The organism is Vulcanithermus mediatlanticus (genome assembly GCF_055385885.1).
On the sequence record NZ_AP042385.1, the window covers coordinates 1,372,539 to 1,395,794 of the forward strand.

Annotated in this window: 26 protein-coding genes and 1 tRNA gene; 18 read left to right on the forward strand and 9 right to left on the reverse strand. The window is 64.9% G+C overall.

What is annotated here, in order from left to right; genetic code table 11:
* Nucleotide 1 precedes the first annotated feature (1 nt).
* Both ACZ5BT_RS08005 and ACZ5BT_RS08010 read right to left on the reverse strand, forming a co-directional pair.
* Complete coding sequence (locus ACZ5BT_RS08005) at nt 2-550, reverse strand: hypothetical protein (protein ID WP_464884072.1); 549 nt, start codon at nt 548-550, stop codon at nt 2-4.
* Nucleotides 551-560: 10 nt separating this feature from the next.
* A complete protein-coding gene (locus ACZ5BT_RS08010; protein WP_464884073.1) occupies nt 561-2,087 on the reverse strand; it encodes a hypothetical protein in 1,527 nt (508 codons plus the stop codon).
* A gap of 180 nt (nt 2,088-2,267) precedes the next feature.
* Between ACZ5BT_RS08010 and ACZ5BT_RS08015 the strand changes: the two genes are divergently transcribed.
* Nucleotides 2,268-5,102, forward strand: coding sequence for an ATP-binding protein (locus ACZ5BT_RS08015; RefSeq protein WP_464884074.1), 2,835 nt, complete (start codon nt 2,268-2,270; stop codon nt 5,100-5,102).
* Nucleotides 5,103-5,121: 19 nt separating this feature from the next.
* Here the strand turns inward: ACZ5BT_RS08015 and ACZ5BT_RS08020 are convergent, their stop codons facing one another.
* The gene (locus tag ACZ5BT_RS08020) at nt 5,122-6,282 is read right to left on the reverse strand and encodes an MFS transporter (protein WP_464884075.1); all 1,161 of its coding nucleotides are present in this window, start codon (nt 6,280-6,282) and stop codon (nt 5,122-5,124) included.
* Nucleotides 6,283-6,431: 149 nt separating this feature from the next.
* Between ACZ5BT_RS08020 and ACZ5BT_RS08025 the strand changes: the two genes are divergently transcribed.
* Nucleotides 6,432-7,628, forward strand: coding sequence for a DNA polymerase Y family protein (locus ACZ5BT_RS08025; protein ID WP_464884076.1), 1,197 nt, complete (start codon nt 6,432-6,434; stop codon nt 7,626-7,628).
* Here the strand turns inward: ACZ5BT_RS08025 and lexA are convergent.
* Nucleotides 7,618-8,250 (reverse strand): transcriptional repressor LexA, encoded by a 633-nt coding sequence (lexA, locus tag ACZ5BT_RS08030; RefSeq protein ID WP_464884077.1) that lies wholly within the window; start codon nt 8,248-8,250, stop codon nt 7,618-7,620. The genes ACZ5BT_RS08025 and lexA overlap by 11 nt on opposite strands.
* 56 nt (nt 8,251-8,306) lie before the next feature.
* Here lexA and ACZ5BT_RS08035 point away from each other — a divergent pair, with 56 nt between their 5' ends.
* The 5 genes from ACZ5BT_RS08035 to ACZ5BT_RS08055 are packed head-to-tail and all read left to right on the forward strand — an operon-like array spanning nt 8,307 to nt 11,192.
* Nucleotides 8,307-9,524, forward strand: coding sequence for a cysteine desulfurase (locus ACZ5BT_RS08035; protein ID WP_464884078.1), 1,218 nt, complete (start codon nt 8,307-8,309; stop codon nt 9,522-9,524).
* Between the two features lie 49 nt (nt 9,525-9,573).
* Nucleotides 9,574-9,999, forward strand: coding sequence for a Fe-S cluster assembly sulfur transfer protein SufU (gene sufU, locus ACZ5BT_RS08040; RefSeq protein WP_464884079.1), 426 nt, complete (start codon nt 9,574-9,576; stop codon nt 9,997-9,999).
* Nucleotides 9,996-10,199 (forward strand): hypothetical protein, encoded by a 204-nt coding sequence (locus ACZ5BT_RS08045; protein ID WP_464884080.1) that lies wholly within the window; start codon nt 9,996-9,998, stop codon nt 10,197-10,199. Before sufU ends, ACZ5BT_RS08045 begins: the two co-directional genes overlap by 4 nt.
* Nucleotides 10,199-10,942, forward strand: coding sequence for an alpha/beta fold hydrolase (locus ACZ5BT_RS08050; RefSeq protein WP_464884081.1), 744 nt, complete (start codon nt 10,199-10,201; stop codon nt 10,940-10,942). The genes ACZ5BT_RS08045 and ACZ5BT_RS08050 overlap by 1 nt, the downstream gene beginning before the upstream one ends.
* Nucleotides 10,935-11,192 carry a hypothetical protein gene (locus tag ACZ5BT_RS08055; protein ID WP_464884082.1) on the forward strand — a complete coding sequence of 86 codons (258 nt, stop codon included), beginning with the start codon at nt 10,935-10,937 and terminating at the stop codon, nt 11,190-11,192. The genes ACZ5BT_RS08050 and ACZ5BT_RS08055 overlap by 8 nt, the downstream gene beginning before the upstream one ends.
* A 19-nt stretch (nt 11,193-11,211) precedes the next feature.
* Here ACZ5BT_RS08055 and ACZ5BT_RS08060 read toward each other — a convergent pair whose 3' ends face one another.
* Nucleotides 11,212-12,909 (reverse strand): MDR family MFS transporter, encoded by a 1,698-nt coding sequence (locus ACZ5BT_RS08060; RefSeq protein ID WP_464884083.1) that lies wholly within the window; start codon nt 12,907-12,909, stop codon nt 11,212-11,214.
* Entirely contained in the window at nt 12,906-13,316 is a 411-nt protein-coding gene (locus tag ACZ5BT_RS08065; RefSeq protein WP_464884084.1) for a MarR family winged helix-turn-helix transcriptional regulator, read from the reverse strand. Before ACZ5BT_RS08065 ends, ACZ5BT_RS08060 begins: the two co-directional genes overlap by 4 nt.
* An 86-nt stretch (nt 13,317-13,402) precedes the next feature.
* Here ACZ5BT_RS08065 and argF point away from each other — a divergent pair, with 86 nt between their 5' ends.
* From argF to ACZ5BT_RS08100, 7 genes are all read left to right on the forward strand, one after another.
* Nucleotides 13,403-14,278: an ornithine carbamoyltransferase gene (gene argF, locus ACZ5BT_RS08070; RefSeq protein WP_464884085.1), complete on the forward strand. Its 876-nt coding sequence runs from the start codon at nt 13,403-13,405 to the stop codon at nt 14,276-14,278.
* The gene (argC, locus tag ACZ5BT_RS08075) at nt 14,275-15,318 is read left to right on the forward strand and encodes an N-acetyl-gamma-glutamyl-phosphate reductase (RefSeq protein ID WP_464884086.1); all 1,044 of its coding nucleotides are present in this window, start codon (nt 14,275-14,277) and stop codon (nt 15,316-15,318) included. The genes argF and argC overlap by 4 nt, the downstream gene beginning before the upstream one ends.
* Before the next feature lie 20 nt (nt 15,319-15,338).
* Nucleotides 15,339-16,481: a bifunctional glutamate N-acetyltransferase/amino-acid acetyltransferase ArgJ gene (argJ, locus tag ACZ5BT_RS08080; RefSeq protein WP_464884087.1), complete on the forward strand. Its 1,143-nt coding sequence runs from the start codon at nt 15,339-15,341 to the stop codon at nt 16,479-16,481.
* A gap of 55 nt (nt 16,482-16,536) precedes the next feature.
* The gene (locus ACZ5BT_RS08085; protein ID WP_464884088.1) at nt 16,537-16,998 is read left to right on the forward strand and encodes a hypothetical protein; all 462 of its coding nucleotides are present in this window, start codon (nt 16,537-16,539) and stop codon (nt 16,996-16,998) included.
* Between the two features lie 109 nt (nt 16,999-17,107).
* On the forward strand, nt 17,108-17,614 hold the full coding sequence (locus tag ACZ5BT_RS08090; protein ID WP_464884089.1) for a hypothetical protein: 507 nt from the start codon (nt 17,108-17,110) through the stop codon (nt 17,612-17,614).
* Nucleotides 17,615-17,664: 50 nt separating this feature from the next.
* A complete protein-coding gene (locus tag ACZ5BT_RS08095; protein ID WP_464884090.1) occupies nt 17,665-18,252 on the forward strand; it encodes a hypothetical protein in 588 nt (195 codons plus the stop codon).
* 39 nt (nt 18,253-18,291) lie between these two features.
* Nucleotides 18,292-18,368: transfer RNA gene (locus tag ACZ5BT_RS08100), tRNA-Ile, on the forward strand.
* A gap of 543 nt (nt 18,369-18,911) precedes the next feature.
* Here ACZ5BT_RS08100 and ACZ5BT_RS08105 read toward each other — a convergent pair.
* From ACZ5BT_RS08105 to ACZ5BT_RS08115, 3 genes are all read right to left on the reverse strand, one after another.
* A complete protein-coding gene (locus ACZ5BT_RS08105; protein ID WP_464884091.1) occupies nt 18,912-19,562 on the reverse strand; it encodes a hypothetical protein in 651 nt (216 codons plus the stop codon).
* Between the two features lie 43 nt (nt 19,563-19,605).
* Nucleotides 19,606-20,373, reverse strand: coding sequence for a type I restriction enzyme HsdR N-terminal domain-containing protein (locus ACZ5BT_RS08110; RefSeq protein WP_464884092.1), 768 nt, complete (start codon nt 20,371-20,373; stop codon nt 19,606-19,608).
* Between the two features lie 64 nt (nt 20,374-20,437).
* Nucleotides 20,438-20,779, reverse strand: coding sequence for a LexA family protein (locus ACZ5BT_RS08115; protein WP_464884093.1), 342 nt, complete (start codon nt 20,777-20,779; stop codon nt 20,438-20,440).
* 305 nt (nt 20,780-21,084) lie between these two features.
* On the opposite strand from ACZ5BT_RS08115, the gene ACZ5BT_RS08120 reads away from it, so the two are divergent.
* From ACZ5BT_RS08120 to ACZ5BT_RS08135, 4 genes are all read left to right on the forward strand, one after another.
* On the forward strand, nt 21,085-21,441 hold the full coding sequence (locus tag ACZ5BT_RS08120; protein ID WP_464884094.1) for a heavy-metal-associated domain-containing protein: 357 nt from the start codon (nt 21,085-21,087) through the stop codon (nt 21,439-21,441).
* Between the two features lie 88 nt (nt 21,442-21,529).
* Entirely contained in the window at nt 21,530-21,955 is a 426-nt protein-coding gene (locus ACZ5BT_RS08125) for a hypothetical protein (protein WP_464884095.1), read from the forward strand.
* Nucleotides 21,956-21,958: 3 nt separating this feature from the next.
* Complete coding sequence (locus tag ACZ5BT_RS08130; RefSeq protein ID WP_464884096.1) at nt 21,959-23,023, forward strand: cytochrome b; 1,065 nt, start codon at nt 21,959-21,961, stop codon at nt 23,021-23,023.
* A gap of 2 nt (nt 23,024-23,025) precedes the next feature.
* Nucleotides 23,026-23,238, forward strand: a complete 213-nt coding sequence (locus tag ACZ5BT_RS08135) for a hypothetical protein (RefSeq protein WP_464884097.1) — start codon at nt 23,026-23,028, stop codon at nt 23,236-23,238.
* Nucleotides 23,239-23,256 lie beyond the last annotated feature (18 nt).

Below are 23,256 nucleotides of genomic sequence, written 5' to 3' on the forward strand. Positions count from 1 at the left end.
TTCACCTCCCTGAGCAGGTCCGGGCTTTTTCCAGTACGTTGGGGGCGACGAGGCGGCCCTCGAGGCACTGCACGCCAAAAGGTCCGCTGTAACCGGGCAGCACGAAGCCGAGCCCGTCCTCGCTCCGGCCGACGGTTTGGGGGATTTCTCCGCCGGCCTGATAGACCTTGAGCCACACCCGTACCGGCCCGCCCACGCTGAGCCCTGCTGCCGGCCGGGGAGTGCGATCGTCCCCGGGCAAGCGGGCGTTGTGGAATCGAAGTGTCCAGAACGGGCCCTCCCGCACGAGGTCTCCCCAGACCTCGATGTAGGCCCCCGGGGGCGGGTTGAAATCGAAGACCTGGCCCTCGAGGCGGAGCGCGAAGCGGCCGCTGGCCAAAACGCCGCGCACCAGCTGGGTGTATGGCCCGAAGGGCAGATAGCGGCCCCACACCCGTACCAGGCCCGGTTCGGCCTGACCCCTGGCTACCTCGTCCACGGTGACCGGGAGATAGCCTGCGGCCAGCGCGGGGATGAGGAACCCAAAAAGGAGCAGCATGCGGCGCATCATCACCTCCCACTTAGTAGCCAAGCGCCCCGGGGAAACGCGCCACCACAACACGAACTTTCGTGGGGTCGTCGACGTTGATCGTCACCGTGGCATCGGTTCCGGTGCCCTGGCCCAGGTAGTAGGCCATGGAGCGCAGGGGCTGGTTCGCGACCGGGACCAGGTTCTGGTACCCGAGCGTCGTCCAGGTCCCATCTCGGAGGTCAAGGCTGTTGTACTGGTAATTCGCGAAAAAGGCGGTGTTGTCGAAGAGAAGCGTAAGTGCCCAGTCGACCATCAGGTCCTCGAAAGTGGTGCCGGTTTGGCTTTCTAAGTTGGCAATGCCGGTGAGGCCGCTTTGGACCCAGGGCTTCCAGAAGCTATCGCCCCCGTATTGTTCGTGGATTCGCCAGAGAAGGAGGAAGTTGAAGCCGTACATCGCCTGTTCGGCGATGCCGCCAGGACGCTGATCGTAGACGATACGATAGTCTTGCGGTGCGGGCAGCGCGACGTTGGCACGCGCCTGGATCCGGCCCAGCGAGGTGCCGTAGCCGGTGAGTTCCTTGGCGACTTCGGCTGAAGGCTCTTCGACCCAAGCCTCTTCGTAAGGGTCGCCATTTAAGACCCGGTAGCCGGTGGCCACCAAGTGTTTGAGCTCGTGGGCCATGGTTCCGGGAAGGCCGTAGCTAAGAAACGCCGTGCGAGACCAGCGGTAGGTGTTGATGGGCGGACCCGGCGTGGTGGCGTAGAAGATGTCGCCCTCGTTGCTTCTGATACTGGTGAAGGTGCCGTCAGGGAAAAGGTCAACTGAGTAAACATAGCCAAAGAGTCCAGCGTCGCCCACCAGCGGCGAGAGCACGATGAAGATCTTGTTGTTACCGTCCACGTCGGTGGCGGGGCCGAAGACATTTGTGATCTTGGGGAAGATGGTGTTTTCAAAGGCCGTGGCCAGATCCTGGAGCTCGCTGCTCGTGAGGAGGTCATCGCCGGAAAGCCCGTCCTGAACGAACCACACCGCGTTATTGCTGACGTATTGCACCGTGGCCGTGATTTGCGTTTGAGTGACGGGGTTGGTTGTTCGATCACTGATCACGTAAAAGGTACATTGGGTACTCCCCGCCGAGTAAGGGCCGGGGCAATTTTGGAAGGCCTGGGGAGAGACACCTTGGCCGAGAGGCTTGATCCCCCGGGCTCTCGCCTGGTGCACCAGCTCGGCACTGGCCTCGAGGATGCCGGCGTCGCTGGGAACGAGGGGGCTGGTGCTCGAAAGCGCTTCGGCGACCGAGAAAGCCGGAGACGGCGCGACGACGTTCGTGGTCTGGATCGAGTAGGTGAGGGCAGTGGGGGAGATGTCCTGGCTGGCGTAGATGGGGATGACCGCCACCCGCTCGCCGCTTTGCAGGTTCGGCAGTGACACAGTGAGCGTGTTGGCCGAAAAGGCGCTCGGCCCGTAAACAGTGAGGTTTCCGCTCGCTGCGACCGGGAGCTGGATGTTGTTGCAGGCCGAGAGTGCGCCCAAAAAGAGCAGGCCGGCCAGTGCGCCAAAGAGTTTCCACCTCATGCAATACCACCTCCGATACCCCAAAGCTTAGGGGCAAATGGCGCTGGGAATGTCCCCGTACCCGGCGGGCGGGGTGCCGGCGCCGCTTTCCGCTCGTAAATGACACTCGCTTGCATTTGCTTGCAAGCTTAGCAACAATGGCCTTAACGGGGTCTTAACGGGAGTGAATGGAGACGGGGCATGCGCCTGGATATGCTCGGCGGGCTCAAACTCAAAGGGGCGGCATTCAGGCGCCCCAAGCCCCTGTTGTTGCTCGGGTATTTGGCCCTCGAGGGCCCAAAGCCTCGCCGTTACCTGGCCGAGCTCTTCTGGCCGACGGCCAAAAACCCCCTCGGGAGCCTGTCGGTGGCCCTGACACAGCTGAAAAAGGCCGTCCCCGGGGTGATCGTTGCCGATGAGGCCGCCGTCCGGGTCCGGATTGACACCGACGTGGCGGCGCTCAAGGCTGCGGTTGAGTCGAGGGATTGGGCGAAGGTGGATGCCCTCGACCGGGGTCCGTTCCTGCAGGGCCTCGATCTCGTCCTCGGGCCCGAGCTCGAGGAGTGGGTCTACACCTGGCGCGAGCGCATCGAGGGCTGGGTGAGCGAGGCCCGGTTGGCCCTCGGCCAGGCAGCCCTCGAAAAGGGGGACTTCGAGGCGGCGCGGCGCTTTGCCGAGGCGGCGCTCGGGGCAGGTGACTTGATTGATAGCGTCCTCGGAACGAGGCTGCTCTCGCTGCTCACGGCTTCCGGCAGTCCTCTGGCCGGGTCGCTCGCGCGCTCGCTCGGCCTTCCCCGGAGCGTCCCCTGCCGGCTGCCCCAACCGGCGACGCGGTTCATCGGACGCCGAGGTTTGCTCGAGTCCATCGAGGTGCGGTTGCTGAACCCGGCCACTCGCCTGGTCAGCCTGGTGGGCATGGGTGGGGTGGGGAAGTCCCGCAGCGCCCTCGAGGTGGCCCACCGCCTGTGCCAGCGGGGTTGTTTTGTCGGTGGGGTGTACTGGGTGGACCTCGAGGGCGTCGAACCTAACACCCTGCCCGAGGCGATCCTCTCGACGCTCTCCGGTCGATCGGGGGTAAGTGGCGGTGCCTGGGAGCGGCTCGCCGGGGTGCTGGCAGATCGCTACATCCTTTTCGTCCTGGACAACTTCGAGCCCCTGCTCGAGGCGGCGCCCCGGCTTTCCTGGCTCCTCGCCCGTTGCCCGGGCCTGAAGATCCTGGTGACCACCCGGGAGCGGCTCGGCCTTAAGGAGGAGTGGATCATTCGCCTTGGCGGGCTCGATACCCGTCCCGAAAAGGCGGGGGCGTTTTCAGAGGCCGAGATGCTCTTCCTGGAGCGGGCCCGCCAGTTGAACGATGGCTTCACGCTCCACGAACGGGACCGTCCGGTACTGGCTCGGATCTGCGAGCTGGTCGAGGGCTTGCCGCTGGGGCTTGAGCTCGCCGCCGGGTGGACCGAACACGACCGGCTGGAAGGGATCGCCGAGGCGATTGAGCGGGGCGCGGGTTACGCGTCGGCTCCGTGGAAGAATGTTCCCGAGCGGCACCGGACCTTGAGGGCCATGCTGGAGCAAAGCTTCGCCCTGCTGAAGCCCGAGCAAAAGCAGGCTTTCCTCAAGCTCTCGGTCTTCGTGGGGGCTTTCTCGGGCGAGGCCGCGGCCGCGGTTCTAGGCCAGCGCGCCGCTGCTTTGAGTCAACTCGTCCAGAAGTCGCTCCTCGAACAAATTGCACCAGGGCGCTACCGGATGCACTCGCTCTTGCAAGGGTTTGCCTTGCGCAAGCTTTCCGAATACGGCGATTTGGCGCAAAAGGCCAGGGATGCCCATGCCAGGCACTACCTCAACTGGGTACGGGAAAAAACCCTCGGCAAAGAGATGCTTCGGGAGATGCGCGAGGCGCTCGCAAACCTCCGGGCGGCATGGCGATGGGCGGTGGCCCGGGGCTGGGACGAGGCGCTCGCCGGGGCTTCGGAGACCCTCAAGTTCTTCTTCGATGCCGAGGGTCGTTTCGAAGAAGGGCTTTTCTGGATGGAAAAAGCGCTTTCGAAAATGAGCGATTTGCGGGCCCGTGGCCACGTGCAAACCGTCCAGGGGTGGTTTTTGGCCCGGGTCGGACGCCTCAAGGAGGCGAGAGAGGTCTCCGAAGCCGCCCGGCGCACGCTTCGGCGGCTGGGGGATGTGGCCGGGGTGCAGAAAGCCTTGAACAACCTTGGACTCCAGGCCTACCGCGCGGGCGATTACGCTGACGCGGCGCGTGCTTGGGAGGCGGCGCTCGAGGTGGCCCGGGCCCGGGGTGACCGGCGGGCCATGGGCCGCCTTTTGCACAATCTCGCGCTCGCGGCCTATCCCCTCGGCGATTACGCGCGGGCCGAGCGTTATTTTCGTGAGGCGCTGACGCATGACCGAGAGGCAGGTTACGTGGCCGGGGAGGCCAACACGCTCAACAACCTGGGCAACCTGCACCGTCTTCGGGGGGACCTCGAGGAAGCCCAGCGCCTGCTCGAGACCGGTCTGAAACTGGCCCGGGCCCACGACCTCCGCCAGATCGAGCCTTATCTCCTCTACAACCTGGGTCAGGTGGCCCTGGATCGGGGGGACGTTGGCGAGGCCCGCGCCCGCTTCGAGGCGGCGTTGCACCTGGTTCGGCAAACCGGCGAGCGGGTCCTCGAGGGCAGCGCTCTGCTCAACCTCGGCGCGGCGCTCTTGCGTCTTGGCTTCCTTGAGGTCGCCGAGCGGCACGTCCGCTCCGGGTTGCACGTGGTTTGGACGGTCCAGGATATTCCCGAGGTCTTGCGGGGGCTTTTGGTCTTTGCCGAGCTGATGCTGGCCAAAGGTCGCCAGGAAACTGCGGCCCGGGTGCTCTCTGCGATTCGGGGGCACCCGGCGACGCGCGCGCATAACCGGGAGCGGGCCGAGGCCCTCTGGCGGCGCATACGCCTGCGCGGGCCCGGTCAGACCGCCCCGCCTTCACTCGAGGCGGTCCTGACCGAACTGGGCGTGATTCGCACCACCCTCGGCCATGCCCTGGAGCCGGGTTGAGGGTGCGTCGGCGGATGTTTCAGGCATCGTCGTCCCCGAGCGTTGGTTGGCGTTTTACCGGTGATGGGCCTGAGGCGGCCCCGGTGCGGTTGGTTCGGGAAAGGACGGCCGAGCCCAAAAGCGCGAGCCCAGCCGAGAGCCAAAGCAGCGTGCGGGCGCCGAGCGCACCTTCGGCGAGCCCGAAGGCGCCGGCGCCAACGAGCTGACCCAGGTTGGCCAGCGACCAAAGCCCGGCGAAGGCGCGGCCCAGGACCGCGGCCTCGAGGGTTTTCTGCAGGTGGCTGTCGATGGCCACCGACCCCAGCGTGTTGGCCGCGCCCTTGGCGAAGCCGGCGCCGAGGAAGGCCGGGAGGGCGGTGAATGCAGCCAGCACGGCGTTGCCGAGGGCATGGGCCAGGTAAGCCAGGCGGGCCCACCCAAGCGGCCGCTTGAGCTCCCGGGTGGTGAGCAGGATGCCCGCGGCCAGACTGCCCCAGCCCAGGGCAGAGAGGATAAAACCGTAGCTTTGCCCGTTGCTGGCGAGGCGCGGCAGGGCGGCGTTGACGATCCCGCCGCCGAGGCTGAGGAGGAGCGTCGCCGTGGCGATGTGGATGAGCCGGGGGCGGAGAAGGAGTGTCCACCACCTGAGGCGTTCGCCGCCCGGCATCGGCTGCCGGCCTGAGTGAAAACCCAGCCCCACCGCGAGGCTGATCGCCGCCAGGATGCCGGCGGTGACGAGGCCGGCGAGGATGCCTTTTTGGCCGATGAGTACGCCGGCGCCGGCAGGGGCCAGGGCGAAGATGACGCTCGAGCCTACGCTCCAGGCGGCGTTGGCCCTCGAGATCCGCCCCTGTGCGAGCAAAAGGGGGATGATGGCCGGTACCAGGTTGAACACAAAGACGTCCGCCAGGGCGAACATGGCCCCCGCGATCACCCCCACGGGCAGGGTTTGGTCAAGGGTGCTGAGCAAAATGGCCGAAAGCGGCAGCAAGGGGATGACCCCCAGGAGGCGGCCACGGTCGTAGCGGTCGAGGATGGGGGCCAGGATCGGTGCCGCGAGGAGCTGCACCCCGTTATAGAGCACGAAGTAGGCCGAGACCCACTGACCCCCTCCCGATCGTTCGAGCCAGGTGATGACCGAGATGAAGGCGAACCACGAACCCAGCTCGTACGTCCAGGCGATGGCGAGAAGTCGCAACACGGCCATGGACCAGCCTAAGGCACGCCGACCCCGGCATCGGTGCAGCGAAGAGTTGTCACGTGTAAACTAAGAACATGCCCACGAGCTTCCAACATGCCGAGGTAGTACCGGCGGGCGTCGGTGTCCCTGAGGGGCCAGACGATTGGAGGATGATGCCGCTCCGCTACCTCTACCTCGATATGAACGCCTACTTCGCCTCGGTCGAGCAGCAGCTTCGCCCTGAGCTCCGGGGCCGGCCGGTGTGCGTGGTTCCGGTTGAGGCCGAGACGACGGTGTGCATCGCCGCCAGCTACGAGGCGCGCCGCTACGGCGTGAAGACGGGAACGCCGGTCTACGAGGCGCGGCGGCGCGCGCCCGGGCTGGTCGTGGTCCGGGCCAGGCCGCGGGTGTACGTCGAGGTGCACCGGCAGATCTTGGCGGCGGTGGAGCGGGTGCTGCCCGTCGAGGCGGTGCGTTCGATCGACGAGATGCGTTTCGTGCTCATGAAAAATGAGGCACCCCGGGCCGTGGAGATCGCGAAGGCGCTCAAGGAAAGCATCCGCCAAAACGTGGGCGAGGCCCTTAAGGCCTCGGTCGGGATCGGGCCGAACCGCTTTTTGGCCAAGGTGGCGACCGAGCTGGAAAAACCCGACGGGCTGGTGGTCCTGGATGAGGGCAATCTTCCCCGGGCCCTTTGGCGACTCGGCCTCAGGGACCTGCCGGGCATCGGCAGGCGTATGGAGGCCCGGCTCCATCGGCTGGGCATTTACACCGTGCGCCAGCTGACCGAGGCGTCCCTGGGGCTTTTACGCCGGGCCTGGGGCGGCGTTTTGGGGGAGCGGATGTACGCCAATTTGCGCGGCGTCGACCTGCCTGAGCTCCCGACCAAACGCCGGTCGTTTTCGCAGTCCCACGTTTTACCCCCTGAGCTCCGCAAGCCTGAAAAAGCCAGGGCGGTGGCGGTGAGGCTGGTCGTCAAGGCGGCGGCGCGGATGCGAAAGGCGGGGTATGCGGCCGGTTCGATGACGCTTGCACTGCGGTTTACAAGCGGCGACGACCATCACGGCTTCTTGCTCCTGACGCCGACCCAGGCCACGCGCACGCTGCTTAAGGCCCTGAACCGGCTGTGGCCGAGTGGGCGGTGCCGCGAGGTGCTCAAGGTGGCGGTGGTGCTCGGTCACCTGGTCGAGCATCCCGGCCTTCCCCTCTTCCCCGAAGACCGCAAGAATCACTTGCTGGCCCTGGCCATGGACCGCGTCAACGCCCGCTTCGGGCCGGATACGGTGTACTACGGCGGTATGGCCGGCGTTCGGGATGCCGGGGAGTACCGCATTGCCTTCGACAAGATCCCCGATTTCAGCGTTTGAGGCGGCGCCTGGGGTCGCCGAGGTGGCCGACGACGTAGCCCTGGATGCGGATGGCCTCGAGGGGAAGGCGAATCGGAGGGTAGGCCGGGTTTTCCGAGCGCAACACCACGGTTTTCCCCTCGCGGAAAAAGCGCTTTAAGGTGGCGGTGTTTTCTTCGGGCAGGAGGGCGACGACGATGGTCCCGGCCTCCGGGGTGCCGGAAAAAGGGCGGACCACCACGTAGTCGCCGGGGAAAATGCCGACCCCGACCATCGAGTCGCCGGTGACCCGGAGGAGGAAATCGCCGGGCTCGACCGGCAGGAGGTCGGTGAGGCGCTCGGCGTAGGCTTCGATCTGCTCCTCAGCCAGGGTGGGGGTACCGGCGGCGATTTCGCCGACCACCGGCAAAACGCCGAGCCGCAAGGCAGCGCGGCCCTCGAGGGTGAGCTCGACCAGCGTTCCGTGCCGGGGCCGGCTGGTCAGCCGAACGAACCCCTTGCTCGCCAGGGCACGCAGGTGGCCGCGGATGCCCTGGCGGCTCATGCCGAGCCGTGCCGCGAGCTCCGCCGCCCATACCGGTCCCTTTGACCGGCCGATGGCCTGGAGCACCCGTCGCTGACCTGGGGGCAGGTCCCTTGTCACATGACAAGTATTGCAAACCCTGGCCCGGGGGGCAAGGGCTGGCGTACCATCGGGACATGGATGCACGCGCGGTAAAAAACGACTTCCCCATTTTTGATGCCCATCCCGACCTGGTGTTTTTGGACTCGGCCGCGAGCAGCCAAAAACCCCGGTCGGTCCTCGAGGCCATGACCCGCTTCTACGAGACCAGCTACGCCAACGTGCACCGGGGCAGCTACCCTCTCTCCGACGCCGCCACCGACGCCTACGAGAAGGCGAGGGAGAAGGCGGCGGCCTTCATCGGGGCCGCGCGACCGGAAGAGGTTATCTTTGTTCGCAATACCACCGAGGCTCTGAACCTGGTGGCACACTCGGTGGCCGAGGCTTTCCTCGGCGAGGGCGACCTCATTGTGGTGAGCGAGATGGAGCACCACGCCAACCTCGTGCCCTGGCAGCGGGCGGCGGCTTGGCGCGGGGCCCGAATCGAGGCCATTCCCATCACCGACGAGGGCCGGCTCGACCTCGAGGCCGCCCAGAACCTCATCGACCAGGGTCCAAAGGTGCTCGCCATCACCCAGATGTCGAATGTCTTGGGCACGGTGAACCCGGTGCGAACCCTTGCCGAGTGGGCCAGGGCCAAAGGGGCGCTGCTGGTCGTCGACGGGGCCCAGGGTGCACCCCATATCCCCACCAAGGTGGGCGATCTGGGCGCCGATTTCTACGCTTTCTCCGGCCACAAGATGCTCGGCCCCACCGGGGCGGGGGTGCTGTGGGGGCGCTACGAGCTCCTCGCCGAGCTGCCGCCTTTCCTCACCGGCGGGGGCATGATCCAGCGCGTTCGTATCGACCGCTCAACCTACGACGCTCCTCCGGCGCGCTTCGAGGCCGGAACGCCGCCCTTTGCCGAGGCGGTGGGCCTTGCCGCGGCGATCGACTACCTCGAGGCCCTGGGCATGGAGGCGGTCTGGGCCCACGATCGGATGCTGGTGGAATATGCCCTGGAGCGCCTTGCCCAGGTGCCCGATCTCAAAATCTTCGGACCGAGGGGCGAAGACCGGGGCGGCGTGGTGAGCTTTGTGTTCCCCGGCCTCCACGCCCACGACCTGGCGACCTTTTTGGGGCAGGCCGGGGTCGCGGTGCGCTCGGGGCACCACTGCGCTCAGCCGCTCCACCGCCGGCTCGGGGTGAGCTCGACCGCCCGCGCGAGCTTTTACATCTACAACACCCGCGAAGACGTCGACCGGTTGGTGGAGGCGCTTTTGAAGGCCCGCGAATTCTTTAAAGACTGGCTGTGACCTCCGGCCCACATTTCGCCCGGGGGGCCGGGCATACAATGGGTGAGCAATGGCCTTCCTCGAAGAGCTTTACAAGGAAATCATCCTGACCCACTATAAGAGCCCGAAAAACCGAGGTGTGCTCGCCGACGCCACGGTGAGCTCGGGTGGCCACAACCCTTCCTGCGGCGACCAGGTCGAGCTTTTTTTGAAACTGGACGGTGACCGGGTCGTCGAGGCCAGTTTCGACGGCGACGGGTGCGCCATCAGCCAGGCCTCGGCCAGCCTTTTGACCGAGGCTGTCAAGGGCAAGACGGTCGAGGAAGCCCTGGCCTTGGCGAAGAAATTCCGGGCCATGGTGGTTGAGGGCAAGGCCCCGGATCCCGAACTCGGTGATCTGGCGGCGCTCTCCGGCGTGGCCCAGCTGCCCTCGAGGGTCAAGTGCGCCACGCTCGCCTGGAACGCCCTCGAGGAAGCTTTGAAGGAGTCGAAGTGAAGGCGTTCGAGGCCAGTCGGGTCACGCCGCTTTTGGCCACGGACCGCGACCTCATGGAACGCTGGAAGAAGGCCGCGGCCGAGGAGAAGCTGATCGCACGGAGCAAGGACGGGAAGAACTGGGTGATCGTTTTGGACGAGGCGTTGGTTGAGACCCTGGCGGCACGAGGGCTTTCCGCGGTGGAGTGGGGGGAGGCCTGATGCGCTGGCCGGTGATCTTCTTGCACGCCTTCCCGCTCTCTTCGGCCATGTGGCGGCCGCAGCTCGTGGCGTTCGAGGGACGCTATCCCGTGCACGCCCTGGACTTCCCCGGTTTTGGCAAGACGCCGGCCGGGCCCGAGCGCCTTTCGGACTTCGCCGATCACGCCATTGGTTTTCTCGACGGGCTGGGGGCGAAAAAGGCCGTCTTCGTCGGGCTCAGCATGGGCGGCTACGTGGCTTTCCGGATCTTCGACCGCTTTCCCGAGCGCGTCGCCGGTTTGGTCCTCGCCGATACCCGGGCCGGTGCCGATGACGACGCGGCCCGGGCGCGTCGGCACTCGCAAGCCGCCGAAGTCCGTGCCCAGGGTCCCTCGGCGCTGCTCCCCGGCTTTTTGAACGCGGCCCTTTCGCCGGTAACCCGGGCCGAAAATCCCGCCCTGGTGAAGGAAGTCGAGGCCATGATTTTAAAGGCCAGTTCCCAGGGTGTCGCCAACGCCCTTGTGGCCATGGCCGGGCGGCCGGATTCCACCGACCTCCTCGCCAGGATGACCTTCCCGGTCCTTTTGCTTTTTGGCGAGCAGGATGCCCTGACCCCGCCCGACGAAGGTCTGCGAATGCAAAAGCACCTGCCAAACGGACGTATGCTGGTGATTCCCGAGGCCGGGCACCTGGCCAATCTCGAACGGCCGGTGGCGTTCAACACCGCACTCCGGGGGTTCCTCGAGGAGGTCTACGATGGCTGACAGCGATCCCTTTGAAAAGCTCACCCTGATCCGCTCCATGCTCCTGCATGCCCGGGAAAAGGCCCAGAAAGATCGCAACTTTGAAGAGGCCGAGCTGATCCTCGATCAGGCCAAGGCGCTGATCGAGGAGGTTCGGCCCCACGTGACCCAGGATCTGGCCGAGGAGCTTAAAAACGAATACATCGGCGCGGTGCTCTACGTCGAGCACGCGCGCGGCGACTTCCCTCCGGACCCCGAAAAAGAGCCGTGACGGGGTGGGGCGGGCCCGGCTAGGTGGCCGGGCTTGCCCCCCACTGGCTTTTCAGCTCGGCGTCGGGGATGAGGAGGGTGGCGAGAAAGCCGAGCATGGCGAAAAGAGCGCCATAGAGATAGACCTTCCTGATGGCGGTGACGATGGCTTCATCGAGGGCCTTTTTCATGTCCTCGCGGAGCCTTTCGAGCTGGGCCTTGAGGCCGGTCTTGACTTTTTCTACGATCTCGGTGCGCATGGCCGGGGGCGGAGGTGGGCCTTGCAAAAGACCTTTGAGCTCTTTGGGGAGCAAGGGAGAAGCGAGCAGGGTCTCCCGCGCCGCCTGGTCCCCCGAGAGCGCCTTTTGGAGTTGCTCCAGGAAGCCGTTGACCTGCTGGTCGAAGCCCTTGGTGAGAGCGCTGGGATCGCGGGGTGCGTTGACGTCGATCTGGAGTCCCGCCGGAAGGTTCGCCTGGATCGCGCTTTGCAGGCTGGCCGCGAGCACCGCGCCCAGCAGAGCGGTTCCGAGGGTGGAGCCGATTTGGCGGAAAAACTGGGTGGCCGAGCTCGCGGTGCCCATGCGGGCGGGTTCGACCGAGTTCTGCACCGCCAGGGTGTAAAGCGGCATCGAGGGCCCGAGGCCGAGGCCGGTGCTGACCATGAGCACCAGGACCACCCAGAGCGGGGTATTGAGGTCGATGAGATAGTGCATGGCCAGGAGGTTGAGGACCAGCCAGACATTCCCCGAAATCATGAGGATCTTGTAGCGCCCCACGCGACTCGCTACACGACCGGAAAAGAAGCTGCCAACCACCACCCCGAGCGTGAGGGGCGTCAGGGTGAGGCCGGAGCTGGTGGCGCTGATCCCCTTGACCTGGATCAGGTAGAGGGGAAGGAAGAACATCGCCGAAAGGAACGCGGCGCCGAAGAAGAAGAGCGCCACGCTGGCCCAGCGAAAGACCGCGTTTTGCAAGAGCGTGAGGTCGAAAAGCGGTTCGCGCATATGGGTTTCGACCCAGATAAAGAGGAAAAGGCCGAGGGCCGCGGTGATGAAGAGACCGATCTCCACCGGGCTGTTCCAGGCGTAGGTGTGTCCGCCCCACGAGAGCGCGAGCAAGAGGGGCACCGTCCAGGCGATGAGCGTGGCTGCCCCCCAGAGGTCGAAGCGGTGCCTCGAGGGCGGGGCGGTGCTCGGCATGTGCTTCCAAAGGAAGTAGATCGCCACCGCGCCCACCGGCATGTTGATGTAAAAGACCCAGCGCCAGCTGAGGTTGTCGGTGAGGAGACCGCCGAGCCAGGGGCCGACCACGCTGGCGATACCGAAGACCGCGCCGAAAAGCCCCTGGATCTTCCCCCGCTCGCGGGGCGGGATGAGCAGCCCGATCGTCGTCACCGCCACGGCAAAGAGTGCCCCGCCGCCGATGCCCTGCAGTCCCCGGAAGGCCACCAGGGCCTGGATGGTCGGCGAGAGTCCGGAGAGGGCCGAACCAATAAGGAAGATGACGATGGCCCACGAGAGCAGAACTTTTGTGCGCACCAGGTCGGCGAGCCGGCCGAAGATCGGCACCCCCACGGTGGAAGCCAGCAGGTAGCTGGTCGCCACCCAGGCGTAGAGGTTGGTGCCGCCGAGCTCCTCGACGATCCGGGGCAAGGCCGTGGCCACGATGGTCTGGTCCAGCGCGGCCAGGAAGATGCTGATCATGATGCCGACCAGGGTGAGTCGTACTTCCCGGCTCATGACCGATCACCGTCCAGCCGTTCGAGCAGCCCCAAAAGCGTCTGCGCTTCCTCGGGCCTCAGGGATTCGAGCCACCCGCGAACCACGCCCTCGAGGCACTTGCGAGCCGTCTCCAGTGCAGCCTCGCCTTCCTCGGTGATCTTCAAAAGGTAGCGGCGGCGGTCCTTGGGGTCGGACTCGCGGACCAGGTAGCCCGCGTCTTCGAGCGCCCCGATCAGATGGCTCACCGTCGGCGGGGGCATGTGGAAGGATTCGGCCAACTCTTTGGGGTAGGCGCCTTTTTGGATGTGGGCCAGGAGAAAGAGTCCTTTGGGCTTGATGCCCGCGGCTTCCATGCAGGGGCGGGCCTCTTCGAAGAGGCGCCGCTGGAGCCGCCAGATCCGGGTGAGAAACAGCCACGCGTCCACGTTTCAAATATAGTTTGATAATAAAATAATTGTCAATAGAAAACACGGCTCGCGCCGCTTATTTTTATGCGGTATCTTTAAGGCCTATGAAGCGGGACTTCCTCGATGTCGACGACCTCAGTGTACAGGAACTGCGGGGCATTCTTGATCGCGCGCAGGCGATGAAGCGCACTCGGGTCCGGGAGAGCGTGCTCGAGGGCAAGACCGTGGCCCTCATCTTCGAAAAGCCCTCGTTGCGGACCCGATCGACGCTCTCGATCGCGGCCTACGAGCTCGGCGGTTACGGGCTCTACCTCGATCACAACATCGGCCTGGGTTCCCGCGAGCCCGCGCGCGACGTGGCAAAAAACCTCGAGCGCTGGGTGGCGGCGATCGCGGCCCGGGTCTACCGGCACGAGACCCTGATCGAGCTCCGCGAAAACGCCCGCATCCCGGTGATCAACGCGCTTTCGGATCGGGCGCACCCTTTGCAGGCGCTCGCTGACCTCATGACCCTGGAAGAGGCCTTCGGCCGTCTTGAGGGGCTTCGCGTGGCCTGGGTGGGGGATGGTAACAACGTCCTCGCCTCCTTCGCCAAGGCCGCGGCCATGGTGGGGGTGGAGGTGGTGGCCGCGATCCCGCCCGGTTACGATCCGCCCGAGACCTTGCCCATCGAGATGGTCCGCGATCCCAGGGCAGCGGTGGCCGGTGCCGATGCGGTCTACACCGACGTCTGGATTTCGATGGGCCAGGAGGACGAGGCCGAGCGCCGCCGGGCTGACTTCGCCGGGTTCCGGGTCACACCCGAACTTTTTGCCCTGGCCAAGCCCACGGCCGCTTTTTTGCACTGCCTGCCCGCGCATTATGGCGAAGAGGTTGACGAGGCGGTGGTGAACCACCCCCGTTCTCGGGTCTTCGACCAGGCCGAAAACCGCCTGCACGCGGCCAAGGCCGTGCTTCGGTTTTTGCTGGAGGAAGGATGATCAAGGCCAGCGTCGTCGGGGCTTCGGGGTACGGCGGGGCCGAGCTCATCCGTCTCCTGCGCGCGCACCCTGAGGTGGAGCCCGTCGCCTTTTTCAGCCGCACCTTCGAGGGGCGGCCTCTGGCCGAGGCCTGGCCGCAGCTTTCGGAGGGCGCGTTTCATGACCTTGAGCGGGCCATCGCGGAAGCCGACGTGGTCTTTCTCGCCACCCCGAACGGAGTGGCCATGGAGCTTGCCCCGCGCATCCTCGAGGCCGGGAAACGGGTCATCGATCTCTCGGCTGATTTCCGCTTGCCAAGGGAAGTCTTCGAAGCCTGGTACCGCATGCCCCACAGGGCCGAGGCCCTTTTGCCGGAGGCCCGCTACGGGCTGGTGGAGCTGCACCGCCCCGAACTCCCGGGGGCTCGCTTGGTCGCGAACCCCGGCTGCTACGTGACCGCGGCCACTTTGGCCCTCAGCCCGCTGGCGGCGGAGGGGTTGATCGAGGCGCTCCTGGTGAACGCGGCGAGCGGGGTTTCCGGGGCCGGCCGCGGGGCCGAGGGAACGGCATTCGCCGAGGTCAACGAGGACTACCGGCCCTACAAGCCCGCCGGCGTGCACCGCCACACCCCGGAGATCGAGCAAAACCTGGGGCGCGTCGCCGCCCAGGGTCGCTGGGTGAAGACGAACGGGCCGGCCCGCCCGCTGCGCCTGACCTTCGTCCCCCACTTGGTTCCGATGACCCGGGGCATTCTGGTGACCGCCTACGTGCGCCTGCGCGAGGAGCTCGGGGAGAGCGCCCTCTTTGAACGCTACCGCCAGTTCTTTGCCGGGGAACCCTTCGTACGGGTGTCCGAGGCGCTTCCCCGCACCAAAGGGGTTTTTGCCGCCAACACCACCTGGATTTCCCTGCGCAAGGATGCCCGCACCGGCTGGGTGGTGGTTTTTGCCGCGATCGACAACCTGGTGAAGGGCGCGGCCGGCCAGGCGGTCCAGAACATGAACGTCGTCTTTGGCCTCGAGGAAACCCTCGGCCTGAGCGCAGAGGGCCTTTGGCCCTAGCAGCGGCTAGACTAAAAAACATGCAGCTGCCGGAAGGATTTCAAGCCGGAGCCACCCGGGCCGGCATCAAGCCCTCGGGTAAGCTGGACCTGGCGCTCCTTTTCGGGGAACTCCCCCTCCGCTGGGCCTACGTCGCCACCACCAACCGGGCCGCGGCGCCGTGCGTGCTTCGCGATCGCGCCCTCTATGCGCAAGGGGTACCGCTGCGTGCCCTGGTGGTGAACGCCGGGAATGCCAACGCCGCCACCGGGGAACGCGGCCCGGCTGACAACCTGCGCATGGCCGCGAGCGCGGCCGAGCGGCTTGGGGTTTCGGTGGAAACGGTGCTCACCGCCAGCACCGGCGTGATCGGGGTGCCCTTGCCGGTGGAGAAGATTGCCTCGGCCCTTCCCAATCTTGAGCTAGGCTCGGATCTCAAGGGTTTTGCCGAGGCCATCATGACCACCGACACCCGGCCGAAACTCGCCGAGGCCTCGCTCCCTGGCGGCGCGCGCGTGGTCGGCGTGGCCAAGGGCAGCGGCATGATCCACCCCAACATGGCCACGATGTTCGCCTTTCTCCTGACCGACGCTGACATTTCCGAGCCGGCGCTTCGCCGGCGCTGGCCCGAGGCGGTTGCCCGTACCTTCAACCAGGTGACGGTGGACGGCGATACCTCGACCAACGACATGGCGGTGCTCCTTTCCAGCGGCCTCAAAAAGGCCCCCGACGCAGATGGCTTTTGGGACGCCGTCGAGGCCGTGGCCCGCTCGCTGGCGCGTCAGATCGCCGCCGATGGTGAAGGGGCCACCAAGCTGATCACGGTACGGGTCCGGGGCGCGGCCAGCGATGAAGAGGCGCGGGTCGCCGCCCGGGCGGTGGCCGGCAGTCCTTTGTGGAAAGCTGCCGTCTATGGCAACGATCCCAACTGGGGCAGGGTGCTGGCCGCCCTCGGTTACTCCGGGGCCAGGTTTCACCCCGAGCGGCTCCGGATCGCACTCCAGGGCTTCTTGCTCTATGATGGCGCGCCCCTTGCGTACGACGCGGCGGCGTGTTCGAAAGCCATGCGGCAGGGCGAGGTCATCGTCGAGATCGACCTTATGCTCGGGGAGGGCAGGGGAGAGGCCTGGGGCTGCGATCTGACCGAGGGATACGTCAAGATCAATGCCGAGTACACCACGTAAATTGTTTTTATGATATCCTCATAATTGTAATCAAAGTCGCAGGAGGTGTTTTGTTATGAAGAAGGCGCTTGGCATGTTCGTGGTCGGCTTGGCTTTAGGTTTCTTAAGTTTCGGTGCTGCGCAAAAGTTTGGCGTTTACACCGGGTACCCCGGCGGCATAGGCGGGCACTACTTCATGGGCGACATGCGGGTAAGCGTTGGCATCCCCTTCTTCTACGGTTTTGGGGTTGATGCCTCGCTCGACATGATCATGGGTCGCGGGATGATGGATATGTCGATGGAGAATCCCTTCTCCTACTATTACGGCGGTGGCGTGGGCGGCTCCTTCTACAGCGTTGTAGGGGTCTCGGTCATGAGCGTTTACCCGCATATGTTGGCTGGCCTCGAGTTCGATCTCCCTGGATCGAACATGTCGGTCTTCAGCGAGGTCAATGTTGGCCCCATGTTCTCATTCGGCTCGCTCTTTGGAGGGTTTGCCGTTGGCTACGGCGGGAAGGTTGGCGTGAACTTCCGGTGAACCGGGTGCAGTGAGCGCGGCGCCCGAGAATCCGGGCGCCGCCGATTTGTGCAATGACACCGGGGATCCCGAGCGGTGCGTGCTAGCATTTCAGGCAGGAGGTGCAGTGATGCGAGGGGTGAAAGGCTTTTCCGTGGTTGCCGTCGTCACCCTGGCGCTGGCTTTGGCTGCGCCGGGCTATGCCCAGTCGCGTTACTTTGGCGAGTTGCTGTTGGGCGAGATCGGGCTTGCGCCGTTTTCGATTAACGTCCAGCTGGCCGGTGGCCAGACGGATGCGCTCGGGCCCATGAGCGCCCGGGGCGCGGTCATTTTCAGCACCACCAGCGGCGGTGTTTATGCAAGCGTTCAGGCGGAGGCGCTCTATCCCGTGCCCACGGACGTGTTCACCCTCTACGTTGGCGGTGGGATGGGTGTGCGCTACAGCAGCGGGAGCGGCGCCGACGTGGCGGCCCTGGGGACGCTGGGGTTTGACTGGCCCTCGGGGGCGCAGAAGGGCGTCTCGATCTTGAGCGAGGTCGTCTTCGGCTACTGGCTGAACTCGGGGCCGGGTGTGTCGGTGCGCGTCGGCCCCAGGCTTTACTTCCAGCTGCCCGGGCAGGTTCCCCAGTCGCCCTAAGGCCGGCGATGGGTCCCCGCTTGGCCGAGGGGAGGGGTAGGATCGGGGGGATGCGAAGGGCCTTGCTCCTCTCCGTCCTGGTGGTGGTGCTCAGCGCCTGCGCCGCTCGCCCCGATCAGACCGCGCCATTCCTCGGAATTACCCACCCGACCGGAGGAGCGGTCGCCAAGGGGCGGGCGGTGACTGTCGAGGGCTACGCCTTCGATGATACCGGCGTGGCGAGCGTTGAGGTGGCGGGGACCGAGGTTTTGCTCCCCGAGATGAAGGGGAAACGGTTGGTGCGTTTCCGCTTCCAGCTCAAGGCACCGCAGGCCGGCCGGATCAGGGTCAAGGTCGTGGCGAAGGACCTCGAGGGCCACACCACGAGCCGTGACCTCGACCTGGTCCTCGACGAGGCGCCGCCCCGGGTCACCATCGAACGGGTGGAAGAGGTCGATGGACGGCTGCGAATCGTCGGCGTGGCCAGCGACGATGTCGAAGTTGACCGTGTGGTGGTGCGCTACGGCGAGACCTTCAGCCGCTTGAACCTGCCCAAGGGAAAACGGGTCAGGTTCTACGCCGAGGTGCCGGCCAAGGGGGCAACGATCATCGCCGTGGACGCCGTCAACCAGCGCACCGAGGCCCAGGTCAGCCCTTGACCGGGTGGGGGGAAACTGCTAAGTTGTTGGGTGCTGGGCGGGCGATTAGCTCAGCTGGTTAGAGCGCACGCCTGATAAGCGTGAGGTCGGTGGTTCAAGTCCACCATCGCCCACCAAGAGCAGAACGAGGAAAACCCCCGGTCCGAAGACCGGGGGTTCCTCTTGTTTGACCACCCTACTCGGGTTTTGCCCGATGAGAAAGACCCAAAATGTTTTGAACCGCTGGAGAAAGGTGCTGATGCGGACCAGGTGGCTGCGACCGAGCTTGGTGGAGAGGTCCTTGTAGAGGACCTCGAGCTGGGCCACCTTGAGCTCTGAGAGGGGGTAGTGGGCCAGAGGCTCGAGGTGCTTGGCGTAGGTGCGGTAGCGGGCTAGGGTGTTCGGCCTGACCTTGCCATCGCAGCGCCTCAAGAAGCCCTCGATTCACTCGCCAAGGGTGATAGACTTCCCCGCCTCCTCTGGGGTTTCGCGGCCGGCCTTGATCAGGAGCTCGACCCGCTTCCCGATGGTGTCTTCCCAGGTGCGGGCGTAGGCAACCAGGCGCCGCCGCTTGCCATCTGGCCCCCTGGGCGCCTCGACGCGGATCTTCCACGGCTGCTGGGTGCTGGCGGATCAGGCCTTCTCCTTTGCGGCGGGGCATTTTTATTTTTTTTATGCAGTTAGCGTGCCGGATAGATCTTGAGGCCGTAATACGTTGGCGAAGTCACATAGACCTCGAAGGTCGCTGGCCCAAAATGCCGGGTTTGAACTTTCTTGCCGTATTTCAACGCTTCAGCAACCCAGGTTTTGGCCTCTCGTGGGCTAGACCCATCGTAGGGGAGAGTGGCAACGTAAGGCAGAAGCCACGAGGCCGTTGGATATGCGTTCGCCCCAGATACATCAGCTTGAACGCGATAGACGCCGTAATCGTAGACCACTTCAACAGTCATCCTTGCACCGGTGTCTGGGTCAACTTTGTTAGCCGTCTTGGCCCAAGCGCCCTCGAGTTTGACCCTTTTGAACTTGAAACCGAAGGGCTGTCTTTCCAGATTCAAGACGATATCGGTCCACTCCAGACCGGGAATGGCTGCCCGATACGGCTTAGTGCTGGGGGTTGTTTGAGCGTAGGTAGCGGTTGCTTTGGCTTCTACCTCAGTCTTGCTGGCATCAGACTCGGATGCGCCATTTGGGATGAATACGAGCGACATCAACAGAAGGATTATCCCAAGGCCGTATCGCCAACCCCGGGCGATCCAACCTTTCGATTTTGAGCCCGAGTAGATCAGCCAGGCTCCAAGGAGGAAAGCAAAAGCAAAGTCTGTCCAATCCATTTCAGCGCCTCACTCCCGGACCGCGAGAGAACCAAGGGTCGTTTCATTCCGTTTTTTCTTTCGCCTTGGTCGCCCTTTTCTTTCGGTTCTGTGCCCGCTTGACGACGCGTGCGGCTTCTTTAGCCCGATCGTCCTCGATCAACTCACGCTTTAGGACTTCCCTTTCAATGAGGTCCAGCACTTCTTCGCTGGCCACCTTGGCTTCGGACTCAATCCTTCGCAGCTCCCGACGAATGGCGTCTACGATGGGCTTGCTGCGGATGATTGCACCGATGAAGAAACGGTTGACAACCCGCCGCTGGCGATAGTGGCCCTCGAGGGCGTTTCTTTTCAGACCTTCGGGGGTCAGAGGGTAAAGCCTGGCAAGGTCCTTCTTACTGCGGGGGCTCAGGTGGAACAAATCGAGCTCGTCCACCAGCTCGTGTTCGACGGGCTGAGCGAAGATGATCTTATAGATCCGCCAGGTGTGGCCGTTGGTAAGGAGCACCCATTCGATGCCTTCGTTGGCTGCATAATCCACGGCTTGCCGAACGTGCTTGTCGTTCAGCTCAGTCCCCGCAGACTTGACCTCGACGAGAACGAGCGGCTTTTCACCGTCGGTGATAGCCAGATCAACATAGCGCCCACGGATGGCATACTCGGAGGTCAGCTGCCGGTATTTGTCGAAACCGAAGAGCTCGGCCAGGATGTCGGTGACGAGCAAGACAGTATCGGACTCGTTGACGTCTTTATCCTTCGCTCGTTTTAACAGGGGTTGGAAGCGCTTAAGCCCGTCGGTGAGCCTTTTCTCGACTTTCTTTGGCAGGTTCATTGAGTGCTCCTTACCTGTGGCCTGTGGCCGCGCTTCCTGCGTGCTCTTGAATCAGAGCTTGCGCCTACCGCTTCACCCTGCGGGGGTCGAATCCCACGTGGACGACCACGCCCTGGATCTCGACTTCTTCGTCGGGCCCGACGACGATGGGCGGCACCTCGGGGTTCCAGCTCTTGAGGATTTGATGCCCGCGCTTGGCCTCGAGTTCCTTCAAATAACCCACCCCCTTGCCTTTGAGCCAGGCGATCACGAGGTCGCCTGGGCGCGGCTCCAGTTCGCGGGCGACCACCACGAAGGACCCCGGTGGGATGGAATAGGGGAGGTCGTCGCAGTACATGGAGTCGCCGTCGACTTCCAGGGCATACAGGCCATAGCTCCCGTAGCGCTCGGCAACGTCAGAGGGCACCTCGATCTCGCCATCGACTCAGCGTAATCCATGCTTGTTCCTACGAATACCACATTGAGAAGTGAAGCCGTGGTCATTTGCACGGGTGGCGATCCTACGGTTGGGTTGAGCGCCAACGTCGAGCGGAGGGCTTCGAAAGCATGACTGGAAGGATCGAGATGTAGTAAATTGAGTACTAATTCTTCGGTTTTGTCTGGCGCAAAGAAGGGGGTGGGTATTGCAAGTTGCGAAAAGGCAAGGGACAATTGTCTATAGCCCACCCCAAGGGGGGTGGGCTAAGGTGGAGTCCGTGGAGGAGGTATGGCATGGAAGGGCATGACGGCTGTCACGTAGAACCGATCGAAAAGCCGTTTCGCGAGGAAGACCTCGAGGGCGCGGAAGTCGCCTACCTCAGGGTTTTGGGGATGGGGTGTCCGCGGTGCGCGACGCGGGTGCGCAACGGGCTTTTGTCGCAAGACGGTGTCAAGCTGGCGGACGTTTTCCTCGAGCACGGCGTGGCCGCGGTGGCCTTTGACCCCGAGGCGGTGAGCGTCGAGGACCTCCAGGCGGCGGTGGCCAGGGCCGGCAACGACTCGCGCCACCACTACGAGGCCAGCCTGCTGGCCAGAAAACCCGTGGCCGAGGCGCTCTCAATCGAGGGAGGACGCAGGGTCTGGCGCTAGGCTCGGCTGGATGCACTGACTGAGGATCGGAATCAACCCGAAAGGGTTCGATGCGCGCGGGCATTGGCCGCGCGAGAGAGGGGGAGTCGTGTTGCGTTCTTTGATGGCGGTGTTCGTTGCTCTGGTGTTCTTGGGTATTCCTGTGGCGCTCGCGCACGGTGGCGATGAGGGTGGCGCGGACGCGCCGACCCTGGTTTCCCGGGCCGTCGGCTACCTGAAGGCCGAACCACCCCGCATTGAACTGGCCAAGGATGCCCTCGAGGAGGCCCTGACCGGCGAGGGCGAGGTCAACCGGCGTTTCGTCGAGCTCGCGGTCTCGGCCCTCGACGCGGGCGCCGTTGAAGAGGCGGCGTCGCTCGCCGAACGGGCTTTGGGCGAGACCCCGTCGGCCTCCGGTCCGGTGGTGCGGGTCGATCTCGGGCCGGCGGTCTACGAAGCCTTCGTGGTGGCGGTGTTGCTCGTCGGGTTCGGAGCTTACGGCCTGGGGCGCAAAACGGCGGCCCACGGGAGGTAAAGGGTGACCTCGAAGCAGGCGCGGCGCGGTTTCTGGGAGGCCTTCGACGAGCGGGTGGGGATCTCGGCGCTGAAGTATGATGTCCCCGAACACGCCCAGGGGATCCCCTACTCGCTCGGCGGGCTTTCCCTGGTGAGCTTCATCATTCTGGTGCTCACCGGTCTTTACCTGGCGCAGTTCTACAGCCCCATGCCGGAAGGGGCCAGGGATTCGGTGATCGGCATTTTGCGGGACGTCCGCGGGGGCTTTTTCGCCCGGAACCTGCACTACTGGGCGGCCAACGCCATGGTGCTCACGGTGCTCTTGCACATGCTCCGGGTGCTCTATACCGGCGCCTTCAAGCGCCCGCGGGAGTTCAACTGGCTCATCGGGCTCGGCCTGCTCGCCACCGTGCTCGGCTTCGTCTTTACCGGGACGGTCTTGAAGTGGGACCAGGAGGCGATGGAGGCGCTTGAGCACAACGAGGAAATCGCCGGTCTCCTGGGCGGGCTGGGGGTGTGGTTTTCCAGCGAGTTCACCAGGAATGTGCCCATCCTGACGCGCCTCTACGTGGCCCACGTCTCGATCCTGCCGGCGCTTTTCGTGCTTCTGTTCGCCGTGCACGCCATTTTGATCAAGCTGCACGGTCTGGCGCCGAGCGCCTTCGCGTCCCAAGACGCCACCACCCGGCGAACCGCGGGCGAACCCAGCAAGGCCACCTTCCTTGAACACCTGGTGGTGGTGGGGCTTTACGGCCTCATCGGCTTTGGGGTTCTCGTCTTCCTGGCCATCGCGGTTCCGGCGCAGCTCGGGCCGGCGCCGGTCTCCGGGGTCGAGGTCACCAAGCCCTGGTGGATGTTCATGCCCATGTTCGCCGTGGAGAACTGGTTCGGGATCTCGGGGCTCTTTTGGGCTTCGGGAGCGATCTTCGCCGCGCTCGCCATCGTGCCAATCGTGGACCGAAGCCCTTACCTCAATCCCACCCGGCGGCGGGGCGTGATCTGGGCCTACGGCCTTTTGGCGCTCCTCTTGATCGGGCTTGGGATCTACGCCAAGGTCGCGCCGGCGGCTGTACACCTGGGGATGTGATCGTGAGCCGAGCCATCTGGTTTTTCTGGGGCAACCTCTTCGCCGCACTCGCGGCGGGGGGGTTGCTCGGCCGCTATGTCGGCCTCTTGGCTCGCGGTGGTGGCGATGCCGCGTCGTGGGTGATCGCGGTGCTGCTCCTTGCGACGCTGACTCTCAGCACCACGATCCTGGTTCGCATCGTGCTGACCGCGAGTGGGCCAAAAGGCCAGGGGTAACCTGCGGGCAGGGCAGGG

Bases quoted from the DNA above. Each gene is read 5' to 3' on its own strand.
- ACZ5BT_RS08085 (WP_464884088.1), top strand. From the start codon at position 16,537: ATGAAGAAGGCGCTTGGCATGTTCGTGGTCGGCTTGGCTTTAGGTTTC.
- ACZ5BT_RS08010 (WP_464884073.1), bottom strand. From the start codon at position 2,087: ATGAGGTGGAAACTCTTTGGCGCACTGGCCGGCCTGCTCTTTTTGGGC.
- ACZ5BT_RS08110 (WP_464884092.1), bottom strand. From the start codon at position 20,373: ATGAACCTGCCAAAGAAAGTCGAGAAAAGGCTCACCGACGGGCTTAAG.
- ACZ5BT_RS08035 (WP_464884078.1), top strand. From the start codon at position 8,307: ATGGATGCACGCGCGGTAAAAAACGACTTCCCCATTTTTGATGCCCAT.
- argC (WP_464884086.1), top strand. From the start codon at position 14,275: ATGATCAAGGCCAGCGTCGTCGGGGCTTCGGGGTACGGCGGGGCCGAG.
- ACZ5BT_RS08105 (WP_464884091.1), bottom strand. From the start codon at position 19,562: ATGGATTGGACAGACTTTGCTTTTGCTTTCCTCCTTGGAGCCTGGCTG.
- ACZ5BT_RS08095 (WP_464884090.1), top strand. From the start codon at position 17,665: ATGCGAAGGGCCTTGCTCCTCTCCGTCCTGGTGGTGGTGCTCAGCGCC.
- ACZ5BT_RS08015 (WP_464884074.1), top strand. From the start codon at position 2,268: ATGCGCCTGGATATGCTCGGCGGGCTCAAACTCAAAGGGGCGGCATTC.
- argF (WP_464884085.1), top strand. From the start codon at position 13,403: ATGAAGCGGGACTTCCTCGATGTCGACGACCTCAGTGTACAGGAACTG.
- ACZ5BT_RS08055 (WP_464884082.1), top strand. From the start codon at position 10,935: ATGGCTGACAGCGATCCCTTTGAAAAGCTCACCCTGATCCGCTCCATG.
- ACZ5BT_RS08005 (WP_464884072.1), bottom strand. From the start codon at position 550: ATGATGCGCCGCATGCTGCTCCTTTTTGGGTTCCTCATCCCCGCGCTG.
- ACZ5BT_RS08050 (WP_464884081.1), top strand. From the start codon at position 10,199: ATGCGCTGGCCGGTGATCTTCTTGCACGCCTTCCCGCTCTCTTCGGCC.
- ACZ5BT_RS08120 (WP_464884094.1), top strand. From the start codon at position 21,085: ATGGAAGGGCATGACGGCTGTCACGTAGAACCGATCGAAAAGCCGTTT.
- sufU (WP_464884079.1), top strand. From the start codon at position 9,574: ATGGCCTTCCTCGAAGAGCTTTACAAGGAAATCATCCTGACCCACTAT.
- ACZ5BT_RS08060 (WP_464884083.1), bottom strand. From the start codon at position 12,909: ATGAGCCGGGAAGTACGACTCACCCTGGTCGGCATCATGATCAGCATC.
- ACZ5BT_RS08090 (WP_464884089.1), top strand. From the start codon at position 17,108: ATGCGAGGGGTGAAAGGCTTTTCCGTGGTTGCCGTCGTCACCCTGGCG.
- ACZ5BT_RS08025 (WP_464884076.1), top strand. From the start codon at position 6,432: ATGATGCCGCTCCGCTACCTCTACCTCGATATGAACGCCTACTTCGCC.
- argJ (WP_464884087.1), top strand. From the start codon at position 15,339: ATGCAGCTGCCGGAAGGATTTCAAGCCGGAGCCACCCGGGCCGGCATC.